This is a genomic window from Brenneria salicis ATCC 15712 = DSM 30166, assembly GCF_003315515.1.
Lineage (GTDB): Bacteria > Pseudomonadota > Gammaproteobacteria > Enterobacterales > Enterobacteriaceae > Brenneria > Brenneria salicis.
On the sequence record NZ_QNRY01000018.1, the window covers coordinates 44,134 to 64,808 of the forward strand.

At 53.1% G+C, this 20,675-nt stretch carries 18 protein-coding genes and 2 pseudogenes; 8 read left to right on the plus strand and 12 right to left on the minus strand.

Annotation, left to right across the window (positions count from 1 at the left end; genetic code table 11):
• Positions 1-3 precede the first annotated feature (3 nt).
• Both DES54_RS09685 and DES54_RS09690 read right to left on the minus strand, forming a co-directional pair.
• Positions 4-960: an amino acid ABC transporter substrate-binding protein gene (locus DES54_RS09685; protein WP_205680187.1), complete on the minus strand. Its 957-nt coding sequence runs from the start codon at positions 958-960 to the stop codon at positions 4-6.
• Between the two features lie 40 nt (positions 961-1,000).
• Entirely contained in the window at positions 1,001-3,223 is a 2,223-nt protein-coding gene (locus tag DES54_RS09690; protein WP_113866847.1) for a bifunctional diguanylate cyclase/phosphodiesterase, read from the minus strand.
• Between the two features lie 608 nt (positions 3,224-3,831).
• Here DES54_RS09690 and glpD point away from each other — a divergent pair.
• The 7 genes from glpD to DES54_RS09725 all read left to right on the plus strand — a co-directional run bounded on the left by glpD (position 3,832) and on the right by DES54_RS09725 (position 11,922).
• On the plus strand, positions 3,832-5,331 hold the full coding sequence (gene glpD / locus DES54_RS09695; protein WP_113866849.1) for a glycerol-3-phosphate dehydrogenase: 1,500 nt from the start codon (positions 3,832-3,834) through the stop codon (positions 5,329-5,331).
• A gap of 678 nt (positions 5,332-6,009) precedes the next feature.
• Positions 6,010-6,639, plus strand: coding sequence for a ferredoxin-like protein (locus DES54_RS09700; protein WP_113866851.1), 630 nt, complete (start codon positions 6,010-6,012; stop codon positions 6,637-6,639).
• A 58-nt stretch (positions 6,640-6,697) separates the two neighbouring features.
• Positions 6,698-8,800, plus strand: coding sequence for an aldehyde ferredoxin oxidoreductase (locus tag DES54_RS09705; protein WP_113866894.1), 2,103 nt, complete (start codon positions 6,698-6,700; stop codon positions 8,798-8,800).
• Between the two features lie 20 nt (positions 8,801-8,820).
• Complete coding sequence (locus DES54_RS09710) at positions 8,821-9,513, plus strand: YdhW family putative oxidoreductase system protein (protein ID WP_113866853.1); 693 nt, start codon at positions 8,821-8,823, stop codon at positions 9,511-9,513.
• A 126-nt stretch (positions 9,514-9,639) separates the two neighbouring features.
• On the plus strand, positions 9,640-10,311 hold the full coding sequence (locus DES54_RS09715; protein ID WP_113866855.1) for a 4Fe-4S dicluster domain-containing protein: 672 nt from the start codon (positions 9,640-9,642) through the stop codon (positions 10,309-10,311).
• Entirely contained in the window at positions 10,308-11,093 is a 786-nt protein-coding gene (gene phsC / locus DES54_RS09720; protein ID WP_113866858.1) for a thiosulfate reductase cytochrome B subunit, read from the plus strand. The genes DES54_RS09715 and phsC overlap by 4 nt, the downstream gene beginning before the upstream one ends.
• A gap of 37 nt (positions 11,094-11,130) precedes the next feature.
• Entirely contained in the window at positions 11,131-11,922 is a 792-nt protein-coding gene (locus DES54_RS09725; RefSeq protein WP_113866860.1) for a YdhT family protein, read from the plus strand.
• Between the two features lie 115 nt (positions 11,923-12,037).
• Here DES54_RS09725 and glgP read toward each other — a convergent pair whose 3' ends face one another.
• The 10 genes and pseudogenes from glgP to DES54_RS09770 all read right to left on the minus strand — a co-directional run bounded on the left by glgP (position 12,038) and on the right by DES54_RS09770 (position 19,749).
• Entirely contained in the window at positions 12,038-14,485 is a 2,448-nt protein-coding gene (gene glgP / locus DES54_RS09730; protein WP_113866862.1) for a glycogen phosphorylase, read from the minus strand.
• A gap of 22 nt (positions 14,486-14,507) precedes the next feature.
• A complete protein-coding gene (gene glgA, locus DES54_RS09735) occupies positions 14,508-15,941 on the minus strand; it encodes a glycogen synthase GlgA (protein ID WP_113866864.1) in 1,434 nt (477 codons plus the stop codon).
• Between the two features lie 44 nt (positions 15,942-15,985).
• Positions 15,986-16,111, minus strand: a pseudogene (locus DES54_RS19370) (GlgC family sugar phosphate nucleotidyltransferase); the annotation flags it as partial.
• Positions 16,059-17,042 (minus strand): hypothetical protein, encoded by a 984-nt coding sequence (locus DES54_RS09740; protein WP_244910738.1) that lies wholly within the window; start codon positions 17,040-17,042, stop codon positions 16,059-16,061. The pseudogene DES54_RS19370 and the gene DES54_RS09740, both read right to left, overlap by 53 nt.
• Positions 17,042-17,593 carry a phage protein Gp27 family protein gene (locus DES54_RS09745; protein WP_113866866.1) on the minus strand — a complete coding sequence of 184 codons (552 nt, stop codon included), beginning with the start codon at positions 17,591-17,593 and terminating at the stop codon, positions 17,042-17,044. The genes DES54_RS09740 and DES54_RS09745 overlap by 1 nt, the downstream gene beginning before the upstream one ends.
• A 4-nt stretch (positions 17,594-17,597) precedes the next feature.
• Positions 17,598-17,900, minus strand: coding sequence for a VpaChn25_0724 family phage protein (locus DES54_RS09750; protein ID WP_338075495.1), 303 nt, complete (start codon positions 17,898-17,900; stop codon positions 17,598-17,600).
• Between the two features lie 11 nt (positions 17,901-17,911).
• Positions 17,912-18,214 carry a DUF2730 family protein gene (locus tag DES54_RS09755; RefSeq protein ID WP_240634954.1) on the minus strand — a complete coding sequence of 101 codons (303 nt, stop codon included), beginning with the start codon at positions 18,212-18,214 and terminating at the stop codon, positions 17,912-17,914.
• A 104-nt stretch (positions 18,215-18,318) separates the two neighbouring features.
• Positions 18,319-18,762: a hypothetical protein gene (locus DES54_RS09760; RefSeq protein ID WP_113866872.1), complete on the minus strand. Its 444-nt coding sequence runs from the start codon at positions 18,760-18,762 to the stop codon at positions 18,319-18,321.
• Positions 18,755-19,375: a transglycosylase SLT domain-containing protein gene (locus tag DES54_RS09765; RefSeq protein WP_113866896.1), complete on the minus strand. Its 621-nt coding sequence runs from the start codon at positions 19,373-19,375 to the stop codon at positions 18,755-18,757. Before DES54_RS09765 ends, DES54_RS09760 begins: the two co-directional genes overlap by 8 nt.
• Positions 19,376-19,377: 2 nt before the next feature.
• Positions 19,378-19,749 (minus strand): putative holin, encoded by a 372-nt coding sequence (locus DES54_RS09770; protein WP_113866874.1) that lies wholly within the window; start codon positions 19,747-19,749, stop codon positions 19,378-19,380.
• A 266-nt stretch (positions 19,750-20,015) separates the two neighbouring features.
• Between DES54_RS09770 and DES54_RS09775 the strand changes: the two are divergent.
• Positions 20,016-20,552: pseudogene (locus DES54_RS09775) on the plus strand (DNA adenine methylase); the annotation flags it as partial.
• Between the last annotated feature and the right edge of the window lie 123 nt (positions 20,553-20,675).

The window sequence follows — 20,675 nt, forward strand, 5'->3', positions numbered from 1 at the left end:
CCTTTAGTCCAGATACGCTTTCGGTTCGGTGAAAAAAGGTTTAAGGTGCGACGGCATCGGGAAATTCAGGTTTATGCCCTGTGGCGGGAGGGGGGCCAAAAACCATTTAGCGTAGATATCATTGATTTCGCCGCTGGTAAAAATAGCGCCCAACGCGGTGTTCACCACCTCTTTGAAAGCCAGATCGCCCGGCGGGATTAAAATACCATAGGGTTCAGGCCGACTTAACGCCTCTTCTGAAATCACAAAATCATCAGGGTTGGGCGAAGACGCGATTAATCCGGCCAGCAAAATATCATCCATCACAAACGCCGAGGCTTTGCCGTCCGCCACCTGTGCAAACGCTTCCTCATTGGTTTTTTTCAACACGACGGAAATATTGAGTTTCCTATGGAGATTCGTGGCGATCAGTTGCCCGACGTTGATCGTCCCGGTCGCCGCCGACACGCTGCGTCCGGCCAAATCGCCAATACGGTTTATCCCCATGCTTTTTTTCGCCACAAAACGCGTCGCCGTCACAAAATGAGGAAAGGAAAACTCGGCTATTTTGCGCCGTTCGGCGTTGTTGGTGGTCGCCGCGCATTCAAGATCGATCCCTCTGTTTCTGATAAGGGGAAAACGGGTCGCGGTCGTCACCGGGACGAACTCGACATGGATCTCATCCAGTTTCAGATACGTTTTGACCTCATCAACAATCCGTAAACAGAGATCGACCGAATAACCCACCACCTTGTCGTCTACCACATAAGAAAAAGGCAGTTCGTCGGTACGGTGTCCTAGCTTAATCGTTTTGGTGGCCGCAATGGTCGCCAGCGTACTGTCTGACGGGATCGCCGCTCTACCCGGTTGCCAAAGCAGCGAAGAGATGACCGCGATCATCGCGCCCGCCCTGATAACCGAACGCCAACGGCGATACCACGCCGCGAACACATCGGGAAATCCCGCTTTTTGTCTCTGCATATTCTCCCTGCCCGCCCCCGATGATTCAACTCTTGATGGTTTAACTCTGAATAGCGCGCACATCACGCGGTGTCACGATACAGGTAACGGGTTGCGCGTCGCCGAAAAGTTCACCTTGCATATACTGGCACCCGGCGTTAATGAGCCATTGTTGTTGCTGCGCGGTTTTCACCCCTTCCGCCGCGGCTTCCATTCCCAAGCGCCTCACCAGCCCGATAATCGTACTGACGATAATCCGGTTGGCGTCACGTTCGGCCAGACCCGCTATCAACCCTTGATCCAGCTTCACTCTGGTAAACGGAAAGTCCGTCAGACAGTCCAGCGAGGCATAACCTGTTCCCAAATCATCCAGCGCGACGCCGATCCCCAGTTCGCGGATCGCCTGCAACACCGGCAGAGCAATCTTACGATCCAGCATCACGGATTCCGTCACTTCAATCTCCAGAAGGGAAGGCGGCAAGCCGCTTTCCGCCAATGCACGTTCAATAACCGCTGTCAGACCGGCGCGATTAAGCTGAACCATCGAGACATTCACCGACACAAACTGGTCATCCATATACAACATGGCGTCGGCGCATGCACGGCGGATAATCCATTCGCCCAACATGACGATCAGCCCGGATTTTTCCGCCAGAGTGATAAACGCGTCCGGCGGTAATAATCCATGTTCGGGATGACGCCAGCGAACCAACGCTTCATAACCGACGATGGTGCGGTCGGCAAGGCACTGCGGCTGGTAATAAAGCTCAAATTCATCGCGTTTGATCGCGCCTTCGATATCCCACTTATAGAGATGGCTGCGTAAATGCGGCATCGTCATGCCGCATTCAAAAAAGTGGTAACTCCCGCGACCGCTATTTTTAGAGGTATAGAGGGCGAGATCGGCATTCTCCATCAGCACATGCGCGGTATCGCCATATAATGGGGCGCAGGCGATGCCAATACTGATACCGACACGCAGTTCATTGCCTGCGTAATAAAAAGGCAAGGAAATTTCTTTGATAATCTGTTCGGCCAGTTGACTTGCTTCCAACACCTGATTGCGCCGTACCGACTGGATCACGGCGAACTCATCCCCTCCCAGTCTGGCGACAACATCATCGCTGCCGAGCAACACCGTGATGCGTGAGCTTACATTGCTCAGCAGTTCATCGCCAGCCGCATGTCCGAACATATCATTGACGGCTTTAAAGCGGTCGAGATCGAGCAACATCAGATTAAAATGCACGTCCTTCGACATCAGTTTCGCGATAGCGGTATCCAACGCCAGACTGAAAAAGGTACGGTTCGGCAAACCGGTTAGCGAGTCGTGGTGCGCCATATACTCCATTCTTTGCGCCGTTTCCTTCACCTGTTGCAGATATTCCCGCTCCACCACCGCCTGCCTCAGCTTTTCGATCGCCCCCGCCAGGCGACCGATTTCATCGCTGCGATCCAGAAAAGGCGTGACGTTGCCCGTGTTATCCTGTGCGATACGGGCCAACGCCTGAATAAGCACCGGAACCGAATAGAAAAATTGTCTCACGGGAAAAACGACGATCAGGCTGGTGGCGAGCAAAATCGCAAACAACGCCAGCAAAGAATTACGCAGCAGCGTATTGTGGATTTTATACAGATCCGATTTCCCGCCAATACTGCTCACAATCGCGCCAAGCATCGTGCCGGAGGGCGTGACTACCGGAAGAATGCTGGCAAAATACACCTTCCGATCAAGACGGATAAAGCCGGAGAACACATTTTTCAGCGGCTGCGGCGTGATGGCTTTTCCGTCTTCGTATTCGAGCATGATGCCGCCGGCAACGCCATCCGCATTGGCGATACTGATAAACCCCGCCTCCTCGGTATAACGAAAAAGCCAGACATCATTGCGCGTCTGAGTTGCCGCCAGCGCCAGAACATCGGCGGGACTGAACCCCGTCTCAAGGATATATTCGTCATCGCCCGGAAAACGGTCGGTCACAATCCCGGTAATCTGTCCCATCTCGTTCATATCCACCGCAATCGAGGTATAAATGCTGCGAATAATATAACTGGTAATATGGGCGTTCATTTTCGCCTGACGGTGCCACTGTTCCTGCGAGCTTCTGTCCACGATCATCCAGCCCGCCGCCGCGCCGATGGCATAAGAAAAAACAATGCCGATAACAATAAATAACGTGACTTTACCCAGGATTGAACCATACCCAAACCGTAGGCCCCGCGCAGGCGGGTCGCTGTCATCCTTTATGTCTGTTACTTCCTTATTTAATCGAATTCGTGGCATGATCAGTTAAAAAACTTATATTGGTTATATCTGATTAGGAAAATAATCTAATAATTCCAATTATTTAAAGATTATTCGTTACAGAGAGTAGTTCTACAGGCGTTATATTAAATAACAGGTTTTGGCCGATAATAAAAACATTATCAGAGATCGTTAAAAAACAACTAATGCGCCTGTTCATAATAAACTCAGAATATTATAAATATTTAGGCGCCTCCATTTGTTATACCATTAAAATTTAAGTTAACAATGATTTATTCGAAATAGTTTATCCCTATATATTCAATAGGTTTTACGGGACTATCATAGCGCCTCACTGGTGAGTGGCTCTGGTAAGCAATTGGTTGCCAGGAGAGTTGAACCCGGTGCGTAATCAATCCCCCGGAAAGGCCGTTTCAGCCGCCATCCATCGGTGACTTGACTGATGACGACGCTAACACACTTTCTTCTGTTATCGACAATCTTTGCAAAGGCATCCTTCGCAAAATTGTTATCTACATCACGCATAAATGTTTTTATTTGGTTAACCATTGGCTGAGTTGTTTGTTTTCGATTATCATATGCTCGAAAACGAGCATTTTATTTATTTTTACGGTGGAGGAAGAAACGTGGAAATCAAAGATCTGATCGTGATCGGCGGCGGGATTAACGGTGCGGGCATCGCGGCGGATGCCGCCGGGCGTGGATTATCTGTTCTGCTGCTGGAAGCGCAGGATCTGGCCAGCGCGACTTCTTCCGCCAGTTCCAAATTGATTCATGGCGGTTTGCGCTACCTTGAACACTATGAATTCCGGTTGGTCAGCGAGGCGCTGTCCGAACGCGAAACGCTGCTCAGAATGGCGCCTCACATCATCTTCCCGATGCGCTTTCGCCTCCCGCATCAGCCGCATTTGCGTCCAGCCTGGATGATCCGTATTGGTCTGTTTATGTATGACAACATCGGTAAGCGGGTCAGTCTGCCCGCCAGCAAGGGATTAAAATTCGGTGCGGACTCGGTGCTGAAACCCGAACTGACGCGCGGCTTCGAGTATTCGGACTGCTGGGTGGACGATGCGCGGCTGGTGGTGCTGAATGCGCAGGAAGTCGTAAAACGCGGCGGCGAAGTGCGCACCCGCACGAATGTAGTCAGCGCGCGCCGCGAGCAAGGTCTGTGGGTGGTGGAAGCCGTTGATTCGCTCAGCGGTGAGACATTCACCTGGCGCGCCAAAGGGCTGGTCAACGCCACCGGTCCCTGGGTGAAACAGTTCTTCGACAATGGTTTGCAGTTGAAATCACCCTATGGCATTCGCCTTATCAAAGGCAGCCACATTGTGGTGCCAAGAGTACACGCCCAGCCTCAGGCTTATATTCTGCAAAATAAAGATCACCGTATCGTGTTTGTCATCCCGTGGCAGGATGCGTTCTCGATCATCGGCACGACCGATGTGGAATATCATGGCGATCCGCATAACGTAGAGATCGATGATAACGAAATCAGCTATCTGCTGGACGTGCATAACGATCACTTCAGGAAACCGCTTACCCGTGAAGATATCGTCTGGACCTATTCCGGCGTGCGCCCGCTATGTGATGATGAATCAGATTCTCCACAGGCCATCACCCGCGATTACACGCTGTCAGTAGACGATGACAACGGTCAGGCGCCGTTGCTTTCCGTGTTTGGCGGCAAACTGACCACCTATCGCAAGCTGGCGGAACATGCGCTGGATAAGTTGCAAAAATATTATCCGCAGGCGGGCAAAGCCTGGACCCAGAATGCGGTGTTGCCCGGCGGGAATATCGCCGGTACGCGTGACGATTACGCCGCCGCGTTGCGCCGTCGTTTTAACGTGCCGGAAGCGCTGGCGCGCCGCTATAGCCGCACATACGGCTCCAACAGCGAACTGATCCTGGCTAACGCCAAAGGGCTCGGCGATCTGGGGGAAAGCTTCGGTCATGACCTGTATGAAGCGGAATTGCGTTATCTGGCGGAGAAAGAGTGGGCCATTTCGCTGGATGATGTCATCTGGCGGCGGACCAAACTGGGCATGCTGCTAAATGAAGAGCAGAAACAGCGCGTAAGCGCGTGGCTGGATACCTACCGCCATCAGGCAGCCCACGTCAGCTAACCCCGCCGGTTGTCAGACGATGTTTTGAGACCCGCGCTTAGCGCGGGCCTCACGGCGGCGATACCGCTCAAAAAACGAACCGCTACCTGGAAGTAACATTTTCGTATCAAAAACATCCCCGCGTCCCTATTCAGTTTGACTGCGCTATGCCGTTTATCCTTATTTAACCGGCAAGATGCCGCTGAATTAATATTTAAATCATTTTTCTGCAAAAATTTTATATTTTGCCATCCCGAAAAAATCAAAAAATAGATTATTCACCTCTCTTTTTAGCCTGCAACCTCGCCTTTGACAGACCATCGTCATGATCAAATAGTCATTGGTCTTATTTCATGCTGTTTGTGGTGTTTTAATTATTTACGCTTTAAGCAAATTCAAAATAAGAATAATAAATTCATAAAATAATAATAAGAATCAATATCAATAAAAACTCTCAGAATAAATAATTTATATGACGCCAATCACAGAATAAAAGGCACATTAACCACATGATGGATAGGGTTAATGAAGTACTAACCAACAGCATAATAAAAGTAATTACTGAGAACATCAGTATCGTTATTTATTTTATTATATAGCGACTTTAACGCTGGCTGCCGCTTATTTTCTATCGTACTTGTCTTTACCCATTCTGCTATGGATTACTTCCCTACTCATTTTGCGGGAGATGAGAATTAAATGCCTAATCAGGTTGAACATCCTTTACTGGATCTGGGATTAACAAGACTGGAGTTCCTGCGTGTTTCAGGCAAAGGTCTGGCGGGAATAACCCTTGCACCGGCATTGTTGTCTTTACTGGGATGTGACCAGAAGGAAATTAATAGCGGAACCGTAGGGCTCACCACCACCCCCAAAGGCGTACTGGTGACGAAAAGGGCCCGCTGTACGGGCTGCCATCGTTGCGAAACAGCCTGTACCACCTATAACGACGGCAGCGTCGGCTCTTTCTTTTCACGGGTGAAAATCCATCGTCATTTTTATTTCGGCGATGGCGGCATTGGTTCGGACGGCGGATTATACGGTGACCTTAATTTCACCACCGACACCTGCCGGCAATGCAAAGATCCTGAATGTATGAAAGTTTGTCCGATAAACGCCATTGCCTATAACCAGGAGCGTGGTTGTATTACGGTCGATGCCAACCGTTGTATTGGTTGTTCGGCCTGTACTACCGCTTGTCCGTGGATGATGGCGACGGTAAATCCACAGATCAAAAAATCCGGCAAGTGTAATTTATGCGGCGAATGCGCCACCGCTTGCCCGACAGGTGCATTAAGCATCATCGACTGGAAAGAGATTACGGTATAACTCGCCGAGATCGCTTTTTTTTAATTCAGAAGATGCCTCACACTCAGGACAATAAATGATGATCAATGGTTGGACGGGTAATATATTACGCATCAACTTAAGCTCCGGCGCTATTACCAAAGAAGACTCCAGTAAGTTTAAAGCGTTTATTGGCGGTATGGGTTTTGGTTATAAAATTATGTATGACGAAGTGGCGCCGGGAACCAAACCTTTTGATGAAGCCAATAAAGTCATCTTCGCCGTCGGCCCGTTAACCGGTTCCGGCGCGCCCTGTAGCTCGCGCGTTAATATCACCTCATTATCCACCTTTACCCGCGGTAATTTAGTGGTCGATGCGCATATGGGCGGATTTTTCGCCGCTTATATGAAATACGCGGGCTACGACGCGATTATCATCGAGGGCAAAGCCGCCAAACCGGTATGGATTAATATTCAGGACGACAACGTCAGCATTGAAAATGCCGCTTTCCTGTGGGGAAAAGGCACCCGCGCCACCACCGAGGAAATTTGCCGGGCCACCAACGTTGAAGCGTGCGTCGCCGCTATCGGCCCAGCCGGAGAAAACCGGGTGCCGCTCTCCGGCATAATCAACAGCCGTAACCACAGCGGCGGCGCAGGCATCGGGGCCATACTCGGCGCCAAAAACCTGAAGGCCATCTCGGTTATCGGCACCCGTGGCGTGAACGTCGCCGATCGGGAAGCGTTGAAAAACCTGAATGATTACATGATGATGCAACTCATCGGCGCGAATAACAACCATGTGGTGCCCAGCACGCCGCAAGCCTGGGCGGAATATTCTCACCCGAAATCCCGCTGGAACGCCCGCAAAGGCCTGTTCTGGGGAGCGGCGGAGGGCGGTCCGGTGGAAACCGGCGAGATCCCTCCCGGCAACCAGAATACCGTGGGCCTGCGCACCATGAAATCGGTCTTTGACCTCGGCCCCGCCGCGGAAAAATACACGGTGAAAATGGGCGGATGCCACTCCTGCCCCATCCGCTGCTCGGCGCAGTTGAAAGTTCCGCAGGCCAGCGAATACGGCGTCCCGACCACCGGCGGAAATACCTGTGTCGCCCAAACCGCGCATAGCTCGCTGTTCCCGCACGGTCCCAAAGATTTTGAGGAAAAAGGCGATGGTAAGGTCATCGCCAATTTTGTCGCATTAAACGTATTTGATGATATGGGGCTGTGGTGCAACTACGCTCAGCTACAGCGCGATTTTGTTTACTGTTATTCACATGATGTGTTCAAACGCGTGCTACCCGCGGATGAGTACGCCTCAATTCGTTGGGATCTGCTGGAGGCGGGCGATCCGGCGTTTATTAAAGATCTCTATCTACGGCTGGCGCACCGACAAGGTGAAATCAGCCATCTGGCGGATGGATCTTATCTGCTGGCGCAAAGATGGGAATTGGGTGAGGAATTCTGGGCGACCGCCAAAAATAAACTGTGGTCGCCGATGGGCTTTCCGGTGCATCACGCCAATGAAGCCTCGGCGCAGGTGGGCGCTATCGTGAACTGTATGTTCAACCGTGACGCCATGACGCACACCCACATCAATTACATCGGCAGCGGGCTGCCGTTGAAACTGCAAAAAGAGATCGCCGCCGAACTGTTCGGATCCCCGGATGCCTATGACGAAACCAAACACTACACGCCGATAAACCCCGCCAAAATCAAATATGCCAAATGGAGCATCCTTAAAAGTTGTCTGCATGACGCGGTGACATTGTGCAACTGGGTGTGGCCGATGACCGTTTCCCCGTTGAAAAGCCGTAACTATCGCGGCGATCTGGCGATGGAAGCCAAATTTTTCGCCGCCGTCACAGGTGAAAGCACCACGGAACAAAGCCTGGATCTGGCGGCGGAACGGATCTTCACGCTGCACCGCGCCTACACCGTGAAACTGATGAATACCAAAGACATGCGTCATGAGCACGACCAAATCTGTTCGTGGGTATTCGACAAAGACCCGGATATCCCGGTGTTTAGCGAAGGCACGGACAAGATGGATCGTGAAGATATGCAAACATCGCTGACGATGTTCTATAAGGAAATGGGTTGGGATCCTGAACTGGGCTGTCCGACCAGAACCACGCTGATCAGATTGGGGCTGGAAGAGGTCGCCGACGATCTGGCGGCACGGGATCTTCTCCCCGCCTAGCGTATTGCAAGGTATTGATTATGAAAACAACATTATCGCTCATGTCTGCGCAGCCGGTGACGGAAACGCCGGCGGACGACCAGCCTGATTTAAGCAAAAGGCGGCTGCTGTTACCGTTATCCGCGCAAGCTGCAGCAGTGGATGACGATGACGGCGTCGACGACAGTGCGTTGCCGCCCAAAGCCCCGTTTTTGGTGGTGGCGGACTATATCCGCCAGTGTTCGGCGGCGGGAGAACTGGTCAATATCCGGCGCTTTCAGGCTCCGCCTTATTCGCTGACGCCGGAAGCACTTGATCGGCTGTTTACCCAGATTGACGCCAGCGACGAGTGCGCGGACATCTGCGTCATCAGCAACGGCGAGGAGCATTATCACTACGCCGAACACCGGATGAGTCACAACTATGCCCGGATTTTACTGTTCACTCACGAGCAGGATGTCTGCAAAACCATTGCCGATACCGTGCGTTTCGAGTGCCAAACCTATCCGCGGCCTTACAAAGTCAGCATGCTGACGCTGCCGCCGTACTCCTTTGATCAGGAGAAGATTGATAACGCGCTCCGCTTTCTCATTCAATCCGACCGCTACAGGGATATCCGTACCGTCACCGCGTCCAACGGCGAACCTTATCTGTTCAGCGAACGATGCATGAGTTACGGCAAGGCAAAAGGGCTGTGCGAGTGGATCGAGGTTGAACAGTATGAAAATCCATAATCCATACCGTGCGGCGGTGATCCGCCCCACTGGAGAACAGATGAAAAAGCGCACGTTGAGGCCCCGGATGCAACCGGCCACGAGACGTACATTTTCTAACCGCGCATTTTCCGGGAGGCAAGGAAGATGACATGCTCACGCCGTCAGTTTGTTCTCGGCATGGGATCGGTGGTTTTTTTCAGCGGCTCCCTTTTCTCCGCTTTCGGCGGAACAGATAAAAACGGGCGAACGCGCTACGCCATGATCCATGATGAAGTGCGGTGCAATGGCTGCAATATCTGCGCCGTCGCTTGTCATAAAGTCAATAACGTCCCCACTGGCGCGGCGCGCATGAGTATCGCGCATATCGCGCTGACGCCGCCGGAGCAGGGAAATGTCTATCACTTTTTCCGCCATTCCTGCCAGCAATGCGACGACGCGCCCTGCATTGAAGTATGTCCGACCGGCGCATCCTACCGGGATGAGAGCAACGGCATTGTCCGGGTGGAACAAGCGAAATGCATCGGCTGTAGCTATTGCATTTCCGCCTGCCCGTATCAGGCGCGTTACCTGAACCCCACGACGAGCGTAGCCGACAAATGCGATTTCTGTCTGGTTTCCCGTCTGCAAAAAGGCTTTGCGCCCATCTGCGTCAGCGCCTGTCCGCAGAACGCGCTCATCTTTGGGCCGGAAGACAGCGAACCGGTACAAACCTGGCTGAAAACACATGAATATTACCAATACCAACTTCCTGATGTCGGTAAGCCGCATATTTATCGTCGCCCCGGTCCACATGACGTCAAAAAGGTGAATGTATGAATATGATGCCCAATGCGCCGCTATTTCAGGCTCAGCTTTATCAATATGTTTATATCTATACGCCCGATTTCTGGCCGGTGTGGTTGATTCTGGCCGGTATCCTGTTTGCCGGGATGCTGGGCGTGTTAACTCTGCATGGATTGCTGCGCTACAAACTTGCGCCGTCGCCTCGCCCGGCGGGGGAAGAAAAAGTGTATCTCTACTCGCGGGCTATCCGCTTATGGCACTGGAGCAACGCGCTGCTGTTCATTCTGCTGCTCGCCAGCGGCCTGTTAAACCACTTCGCCATTGGTTCGGTAAAAGACCGGGTGACGCTGGTGGCGATGCATGAACTGTGCGGCTATCTGTTGTTGATCAGTTGGCTGGCGTTTGTGCTGATTAACGCCTTCGGCGGCAATGGACACCATTACCTCATCGACCGTAAAAGCTGGGGACAACGCGCGTTTCTGCAAGTCCGTTTTTACCTGTACGGCATTATCAAAGGGGAAGCGCATCCCTTCCCGGCCACGCCTCGCGCCAAGTTTAACCCGCTGCAACAGATAGCTTATCTAGGCGTGATGTACGCATTGTTGCCGGCGCTGTTGGCGACCGGGCTGCTGTTGAGTCATCCGCTATGGCTGCCCGCTGATTTTGTGCGGGTCAAAGCGTGGCTGTTGCCGCTGCATCTGCTGCTGGCGGTCACCAGTCTGTTCTTTATCGGCGGACATGTTTATCTGTGCACCACCGGGCGCACGCCGACCCAAACGTTCCGCTGCATGATTGACGGCTATCACCGTCACTGACGCCGTCACCCCAGCGCCACAGGAACAGCAAGGCAGAATGAATAAAATTACCCGGCAGCAGTTACATTCATTACAGGTCAGCCCGCGGATTTACCGCTGGTTCCTGCGGCGTTTCCCGCAAGGCGGAGATTATCAGGCTGTTCATCATGCGCTGATGTGCGATGGTTATATCGAATGGCTGGAAAGCCTGGTGGAATACAGCTATGCGCTCAGCTTCGATACCCCCGCGTTTATCGCGCAGGAAATGCAGACCACGCAAACGATGGTGACGCAGTTGACTACGGGCGGCAACGGTATCGTTCAGGTCAACGCTCGCTGTCCCGTCGCTAAACCCGCGGCGAATCCCTATGGGGTGCAATTCGCCACCGGCGATGCCGCGCTGGATATCGGCTGCATCGGGCCGCACAGCCAGATTGCGCTGTCTGGCGCGAACAATTTTATGGGCAATAGCGGCGACGGCGCCGGCATCGCCAGCGTCGGTTACGCCGGCCAACTGGTCAACGCCGGTTTCGCGGTGAGGATCAGCAATAGCGGCTCCCGCTGTCGGATTGGCAATCTGGGCGGGCGGGCGCGCATCAGCAACAGCGGAAACGCGGCGAAAATCAGCAGCGGCGACGACGTTTCAATCAACATGACAGGGGAAAACGCGGTGCTGCTCTCCTCCGGCAAGGTGAATACGCTGATACTGGGGAAAGGCGGTTGCGCGGCATTGAGCTACCACGATGGCGTCCGCACCCGGTTTCTGGTGGTCTACGAAGGGGAAAACGGCATCATGGCGGGCGTAAAATACCGGATTAACAGCGCGTTTGCGCTGGAAGCCGATGAGTAACGACCGGCCTGCGCAGGCCGGTTTGTCAGCGATAGATTTACCGATAATGGTATCGATAAGTTCAGCGCTATTGGGTGCGCGGAAATCACCTTGCGGCTTTGGCGGAACGGGGCCGCTATAACCGTATCGGCTTGATATTCCAGATTTCCTGCGCATATTCGGCGATAGTGCGATCGGAAGAAAAATAGCCCATGTTGGCGATATTATGCGCCGTGCAGCGCGCCCACTCTTCTTCGTGGCGATAAAGCTCATCCACCCGATCCTGCGTATCGACATAGCTGCGATAGTCGGCCAGCAGTTGATAGTAATCGCCAAAGTTCACCAGTGAATCAAACAAATCACTGTAACGTCTGGGATCGTCCGGGCTGAATAATCCCGTCGCAATCTGCGTTAACACCCGGTGCAACTCTTCATCACTGTCGTAGAACTGGCGCGGGTTATAGCCGTTTTTGCGCAGTTCCTCCACTTCATCCGCCGTGTTGCCGAAGATAAACATATTTTCATCGCCGATGTGTTCCAGCATTTCTACATTGGCGCCATCCCGCGTACCGATGGTCAAAGCGCCGTTTAATGCAAATTTCATGTTGCTGGTGCCGGACGCCTCAGTCCCCGCCAGCGAGATCTGCTCGGAGAGATCCGCCGCCGGAATAATGATCTGCGCCAGACTCACGCTATAGTTCGGGATAAACACCACTTTCAGCCGATCGTGCAGCGCCGAATCGTTATTGACCACCTTGGCGACATCATTGATCAAATTGATAATGTGTTTCGCCATGTAATAAGCGGAGGCCGCTTTCCCGGCGAAAATCGCCACGCGCGGCACGCGCTCGACGTCGGGATCATCCTTGATGCGGTTATACAGCGTGATGATGTGCAGCACATTGAGTAACTGCCGTTTGTATTCATGAATACGTTTGATCTGTACATCGAACAGCGCTTCAGGGTCCACCACAATATTCAGGTTTTCGGCGATGTAACTCGCCAGACGCGCTTTGTTCTCCAGCTTGACCTGGCGGATTTTTTGAATAAAGGCTGGGTAATCAATATGCTGTTTAAGTTCGCTCAACTGGCTCAAATCAGTGCGCCAGTTGTGTCCGATGGTATCATCCAGCAGCCTGGACAGCGGACGGTTTGCTAGCGCCAGCCAGCGACGCGGTGTCACGCCATTGGTCTTGTTGCAGAAGCGATTAGGGAAAAGTTTGGCGAAATCGGCAAACAGCGACTGCACCATCAGATCCGAATGCAGTTCCGATACGCCATTCACCTTGTGACTGGCCACCACCGCCAGCCAAGCCATACGCACCCGGCGCCCGTTGGTTTCCTCAATGATGGAGACGCGGGCCAGCAGGTCATTATCCCCTAGGGCCTGCTGCTGCACATATTCCAGAAAGTTTTCGTTAATCTCGAAAATCAATTGCAGATGACGCGGCAGGATCTTGCCCAGCATACCCACCGGCCAGGTTTCCAGCGCTTCCTGCATTAACGTATGGTTGGTATAGGAGAAGACGCTGCTCACCACCGTCCATGCATCCTGCCATTTAAATTTATGTTCGTCGATCAGCAACCGCATCAACTCAGGGATGGCCAGCACCGGGTGGGTATCGTTCAGGTGGATGGCGAATTTTTCCGCCAGATTATCGTAGGTTTTGTGCATCATCCAGTGACGGTTGAGAATGTCCTGCACCGTGGCGGAAACCAGAAAATACTCCTGTCGCAGACGCAACTCACGCCCGGAATAGGTTGAATCGTCGGGATACAAGACGCGCGACACATTCTCCGAGTGGTTTTTATCTTCCACCGCCGCGAAGTAATCCCCCTGGTTGAATTTACCCAGATTGATTTCATTACTGGCTTGCGCCGACCACAGCCGCAACGTATTGGTCGCATCCGTATCAAAACCGGGAATGATCTGATCGTAAGCGCATGCCACCACCTCTTCGGTTTCCAGCCAGCGGGCTTTGCTCCCTTCCTGCTGCACGCGTCCGCCGAAACGAACTTTGTAACGCGTGCTGTGACGCGGAAACTCCCACGCATTGCCGTATTCCAGCCAGTAATCCGGCGATTCGGCCTGTCGTCCGTCCACAATGTTCTGCTTGAACATGCCGTATTCATAACGAATACCGTAGCCGCGTCCCGGCAACGCCATCGTCGCCAGCGAATCCAGAAAACAGGCGGCCAGTCGGCCCAGACCACCGTTGCCCAGACCGGGATCGGTCTCCTCCTGCAACAAATCATCCAATTCCAATCCCATATCATCCAGCGCGGCCTTCAGATCGTCGTACAATCCCATCGCCAGCAACGCATTGGACAGCGTTCGTCCCAGCAAAAACTCCATAGAGAGGTAGTAAACCTGACGGACATCCTGCGAAAGTTGCGCCCGATTGGAGCGGAGCCATCGCTCCACCATGCGGTCACGCACCGCCAGCAGCGTGGCGTTCAGCCAGTCATGCTGGGTGGCGATGGACGGATCTTTACCCACGGCAAACATGAGTTTGTAAGCGATTGAATGTTTCAGCGCTTCCACGCTGAGCGTTGGTGAAGTATAGAGAAACGGAGAGTTCATAGTATTCATTCCCAAGAGAGTGTCACCATAAGCGTTGATACAGCGCACGATAGGCCTGAGCAGCTACCTGCCAGCTGAAATCCATCGCCATCGCCTGGCGTTGGACGTAACGCCACAGCGATGGACGCGACCACAGTACAAACACACGACGAATCGCTCTGGAGAGCGAACCCACATTACAGTCATTAAACACAAAGCCACTTGCCAACCCGTCCGCCAGATTTTCCAGCGAACAGTCCGAGACGGTATCAGCCAACCCGCCAGTGCGACGCACTAACGGCAAGGTTCCGTATTTCAATCCGTAAAGCTGCGTTAACCCGCAAGGCTCAAACCGGCTGGGCACCATGATGACATCCGCTCCGCCGATAATGCGGTGCGAGAACGCCTCGTGATAACCAATCTGTACGCCGACCTGACCATGATGCTTCGCGGCGGCGGCCAGAAACCCCTCCTGCAAATCGGCATCACCCGCGCCCAACACCACCAGTTGTCCGCCCTGTTCCAGCAAATCCGGTACGGCGCTCAATGCGATATCCAACCCTTTCTGGCTGGTCAGACGGCTGACGATGGCAAACACCGGCGCCTTGTCATCGACTTTCAGTCCCATCGACGTTTGCAGGTACCGTTTGTTCTCCGCTTTATTGGCCAACACATCACGATTGTAGTGGCTGGTTAATAAATGATCATGCGCGGGGTTCCAGATCGCATCGTCCACCCCGTTGAGAATGCCGGACAACCGCCCTTCCTCTTCACGGGTTCGCAATAAACCTTCCATGCCATAGCCATAAGCCGGCAGCGTGATTTCATGCGCGTAAGTCGGGCTGACGGTGGTGACATGATCAGCGTAAAACAGTCCCGCTTTGAGATAGGAAATCTGTCCGTGGAACTCCAGGCCATAAATCTGGAAGAATGACGGCGGAAGCTGGATCTCCGCCATATGACGGGCGTTAAACAGCCCCTGATAGGCCAGATTGTGCACGGTAAATACCGATTTTGCCGGACGGTGGCGCGCCGCCAGATAAGCGCAAGTCAACCCCGCGTGCCAGTCATGGGCGTGAACGACATCCGGGCGCCAGTAATGATCGCGCCCGCAAGCCAACTCGCAGCCAATCCACCCCAGCAACGCAAAGCGCAAGTAGTTATCCGCATAGGCATAGAGCGCCGGATCGTGATAAGGGCTGCCCGCGCGGGCATACAAACCCGGCGCGTCAATCAGATAGATGTCGACCCCGTTAAAGTGACCAATCAGTAATGTGACGCGCCCGGCAAACGTGTCCAGTTCGCACACCACCTGGGTATTCGCAATCCCTTTTTTCAGATCGGGAAACGCCGGCAACAGCACCCGGATATCCATTCCCGCGGCAATCTGCGCCGCCGGCAACGCCCCGGCGACATCCGCCAGTCCGCCGGTTTTCAATAATGGAAATAGCTCCGAACAAACGTGTAATACCCGCATCATTACTCCTGTTTGTTACGATGGATGTTTTAGCATGATGATGATTACCGTTTTTCCAGCATCGCCCTCGTCACCAGAACAATCCCTTCCGGCGAACGATAAAAACGGCGGCTGTCTTCATCCGCGTTCTCGCCGACAACCGTGCCCTCCGGGAGTTGGCACGCGCGGGCGAACAACAGGTCGTTCATCGGGCATAGCCCGCTCAATCCACACGCCGGGGATACACACCCCATTACCGTCACGCGGAATGGCGTCTAGCTCTTCACGCATTGCCGCTTTACGTGGGCCGTATGCATTACGGATACGTTCGTACCAGGTCTTTTTCCCTGCGACCGTCGCTTGTTCTCCTTTCATCACGCAGACGCGTTCATAGAGTCCGTTGCCGACAGCATCATCGAATGTCACCGTAAATACTGCTGCATCATCACCGTATCGGCCCTCTTCGATATCCTTGTGGAACTGGTAGAACGGGTTGTTTTTTCCATTCTCAGAACTGATCACCACAATTTTTCCGCCCCAGATCAGCAGAGCGGTGGCGGCATCAAGCACGCCCTGAACATCCGGGTGGAATGCCGCCTCATCGATAATCACAACCCCCTGCAAACCACGAATATTTGCAGGACGAGAAGACAGAGCCGTAACCTGGAAACCACTGGCGAACCGAACACGGTACGCTGTTATCTGGCGGGTATTTCCTTGTTCGTCCTGATCTTCAAATAAAAACTCTTCGATACTTGAAATCGCCTGTGCTTGCTGCTGGGCAATGACTCGACCAAATTTCGCCACATAGCCAATGAACTCCAACCCTTTCTCTTTGGTGTCCCCAATGTAGTAAACGTTGTTACCACCGGCTGATTTTCTGGCACCAGCTATCAGAGTGGAATTCAGCCCCCAGGCGAACGTGATCCCCGTTCGCCGACCTTTAGGGATAGCGAGAATAGAAACATCCAGCTTCAGGCATTCAATCTGGTGCGCCATTAGCACACCGTCGGCCAACGGGTTGAACGCAAATGGTATATCACGGGCGCGAGCGGGCAGTTCATCCCATTCGACAACACGTACCGTTGACGCTAACGGTTTCATCGCCTGTGGCTGGCTCATCATTTAATCCCCAGCACGCGTTCGCGCCAGAACTGCACCTGCTCTTCACTTAATCCTTGCGCACTGGCGACATGTTCAAGATTCTCTTGCTGCTCTTGCAATAAGCGCTCACGCGCGGTGCGTTCAATCTCCTTACGCTCGTCGAGAGAGGCTTTTCGCGCCTGTAATACGTCTTTAGCGGCACGAGCAAGATGGCGAACGGTATCGATATCGGGATTTTCTTCGGCCTGAGCTGCAAAGGTCGCATGGGTAGTGAGCGTCGTGACAGCCTGCACCATCAGCGCACCGGCTTTCTCGTCCGGGTTTTCGCCCAGTTCACTGACCAGCAGCCGTGCCATCTGGTCTTGTTCACGCATACGGGACACGACTTGCTCAAATGACTGTTTATAGCGGCCTAGTGCGCTACGTGAAGGGGTGTCGTCTGCGTTGGGGAAATGCTGGCGAATGTCAGCGATCAACTCATCGAGCGTCAGGGCATCTTCTCGCAGTCGCCGTTCGATGTGTGAACGGACATCATTTGGTAACTTGTGAATTGTGGATTTACGGCCCATAACATCATCCCCCCGCGCCGGGGCGTTTTACACCGGGGATAATCGCACGGCCAGCTGCTGCATCTGCGCCACGTTCTGTCAGCCTGGCGACTAATACAGTCTCGATATCGTCAACGGTGACGAGCCCTTGTTCTTCAAGCCAACGCAATTCAGATTTGACCTGGTCGCGGCTGGGTGCATGGCCATAACGGGTTAACGCGGAGTAAATCACAGAGCTATTGCTGCTGTAGCTGGGCATTTCAGACAAAAAACGCAAAATGACCAGACGCTGATCCTCGCGTAAAAAATTGGCAAAATTATTACTCACCATGCCCTCGCTTATTTGTTCTGAAGTAGATAGTCATTGATAGTTTCGGTACGACGTGAAATAGCCGTTATTTGCTCAGCCAATCCTTTCAAACTGGCTTCTGTACGGCTCAGATTGCTGATCAAGTCGGTGATTTGTGCCTGCGTGGGAACTTGCTTCACCTGCGCTTCCAGCGTCGTGATGCGGGTGCGCAGCTCCAGCAATTCCTGTTGACTCGCTGACTGGCGACCTATTAGCCAGGTATAGACACCGACAACGGCCATCAAAGCCCATTGCAGAAACTGCCAGTTGAAGCTCAGATCATTTATTCCCACAGTCGCCTCCCTGGGCGCATTTGATAACGTCAAACAATCGGCCAGCACAGATCCCGTACTGGTCATAAAGCTGTTTTTGCGCAATGGCCATGTCGTCCATGCTGTTACTGGCCGCTGCCACCGGACGCTCGCACGGCACTGCCAGACTCGCGGGTAATACCGGTTGTGGCTGCGGTTGCGGCGCGTTCGCGTGCGGCGGCGATCTGCTGCATGACGTCAGCGTCAAACATGCACCGAACACGGCTGTTAGCTGTCTTTTTGAGAGCGGCACGGATGGCCTCCGTTGATTGTTCGTCCGCTGCCTGGCGGGCGTTGATTTGTTGTGCCAGTTGCTGACTGGCGAGATTAGCGTTGGCGGTGAGTTCGCGAGTACCCGCGATGAAATCGTTTAGTGCGCCAGCGGCCTGCTGGGTTTCGGCGCGGGATTGCGTCAGTTGAGTATCTGCCACGCCGCGCTCGTAACCGCTGCTGTGAATTGCCCACACTGTCCCTGCAATCAGCACCGCCCATATCAGATATCGGGCAAAAACTTTTAGAAGATCAGTCATCGCACACTCCCAGGCCCCAGCCTGCATCCACGTACAGCGGTTGCCAGCGATGAATAATGCGGTCAGGGTAGCCGCGATTTTCGCGGAAATTTGCAGCAGAACGCCCGGCATTGACCCGCTCGACCTGATCCCAATAACGGGAATTGTCCAGCCCGCCAGTCGCTGCGAGTTTACGGTCACGCTGTACCCATCCCAGCCCACCGTTGTAGGCCGATAGCGTAAAAGCCATCCGATCACAGTCGCTGGCTGTGGCGCTAACACGCTGCCAGTGCCAGAGGTTGTAACGCACCAGTGCCCGCATTGCCCACGCCGGGTTATACGGCTGATTAGCTCCCAGCTCGGTAGGATAAATCCCGGCAATCCATTTCGACGTGGCAGGCATAAACTGCGCCAATCCAACGGCTCCAACAGGAGAGCGTGCGTTGGTTTTCCACGTTGATTCCTGATGAATTTGCGCCGCGAACGTAGCCACTGGCGCATCGAGACCCCAGACAGTACGGGCATTGCGCGTTAATTCGCTCTGGTAGCGGCGGGCATCGGTTGGGATATCCGCCAAAACAGGAGTGGTGTGGCACGCACTCAGCAGCAGTGATAGCAGGATTAGCGAACGCATCATCACAGCCCCAGCGTCACGCCCAGCACAACAGCTAGAACAATCAGCGCTCGTCGCAGCAGAACGGCGGCAAATACATGCTCGTAACCCGTCGCAATCGGGTATTCCGGTTCATTACGGCCACCGACACCAGGCACGGGTTTACCCTGTGTCTTTTTCCAGTCATCAATCAGATAACTTCCGGGGCTGGCATAAGGGAACAAGGCACGGTCGAGGTGATAACCCAGCACCACAGCGACCGAGACCAGCGACAATTTATAAACGGTGACGCTGAGTTGGGCGGGTGAAACCAGCGCAATAACGATAAGTAACAAGATGGATAGGAGGATCCAGCTACGCAGACGATTTGGAAAAATTTTATTAATGATGAACATGATGAGATTCCCTGGTGTTGAAAGAAATTACAACAAACAGGGACATTGTGATCGGGTACGGGCGGGATGTAATTTGCCCTCGGACAGATTATTTGATTGGCGTTGGCAACCAGAATGGGCGGCGTAGAAAGAGCGACCCGTCCAGTGCGGTAACACTAGGCAGGCCGTCAACCCACAGAAACCCCTGTGAGCTAACCGAGGCTCAGTCCGTCTCGAGACAGATTGAGCTTAACGTATTTTCACTATGTGAAAAAGGCTTACAATATATGAAAAGGAAACATATCCCATTTATCCCGTGGATCGGTGGGAAACGACGTCTGGCCAAACAGATTTTGCCGTTATTCCCTGCCCATACGTGTTACGTCGAGCCATTCTGCGGAGCAGCTGCACTGTTCTTTATGAAACCTCCGGCTAAATCCGAGGTGCTGAATGATATCAACGGTGAACTGGTCAATCTGTATCGCGTGATTCAGAGTCATTTAGATGAATTTATCCGGCAGTTCAAATGGTCGCTCGTTAGCCGTGAAATGTACCGCTGGCTGCAAGCTATGCCGACGGAAACATTGACAGATATTCAGCGTGCCGCACGGTTTTACTATCTGCAAAAACAGGCGTTTGGTGGAAAGTTAGAATCTCAGACATTTGGCACGTCAACGACCACCGCGCCAGGTCTCAATCGGCTCCGCATTGAAGATGAGCTGTCTCTGGCACACTTGAGATTGGCACGCGTGACCGTTGAGCATCTGGACTGGGTGAAATGCATCGAAAAATATGACCGACCTCATACGCTATTTTATTGTGACTGTAGTGGTCAACTAAAACTGGCCACGGGTTTAGAGTTTTTCCAGAATCGATTTTCCGATTCGTTTGGGGGTAATCCACCGTTATAGTCGTGTGGTCTGATCGTGCTGTAATATCCCACGATA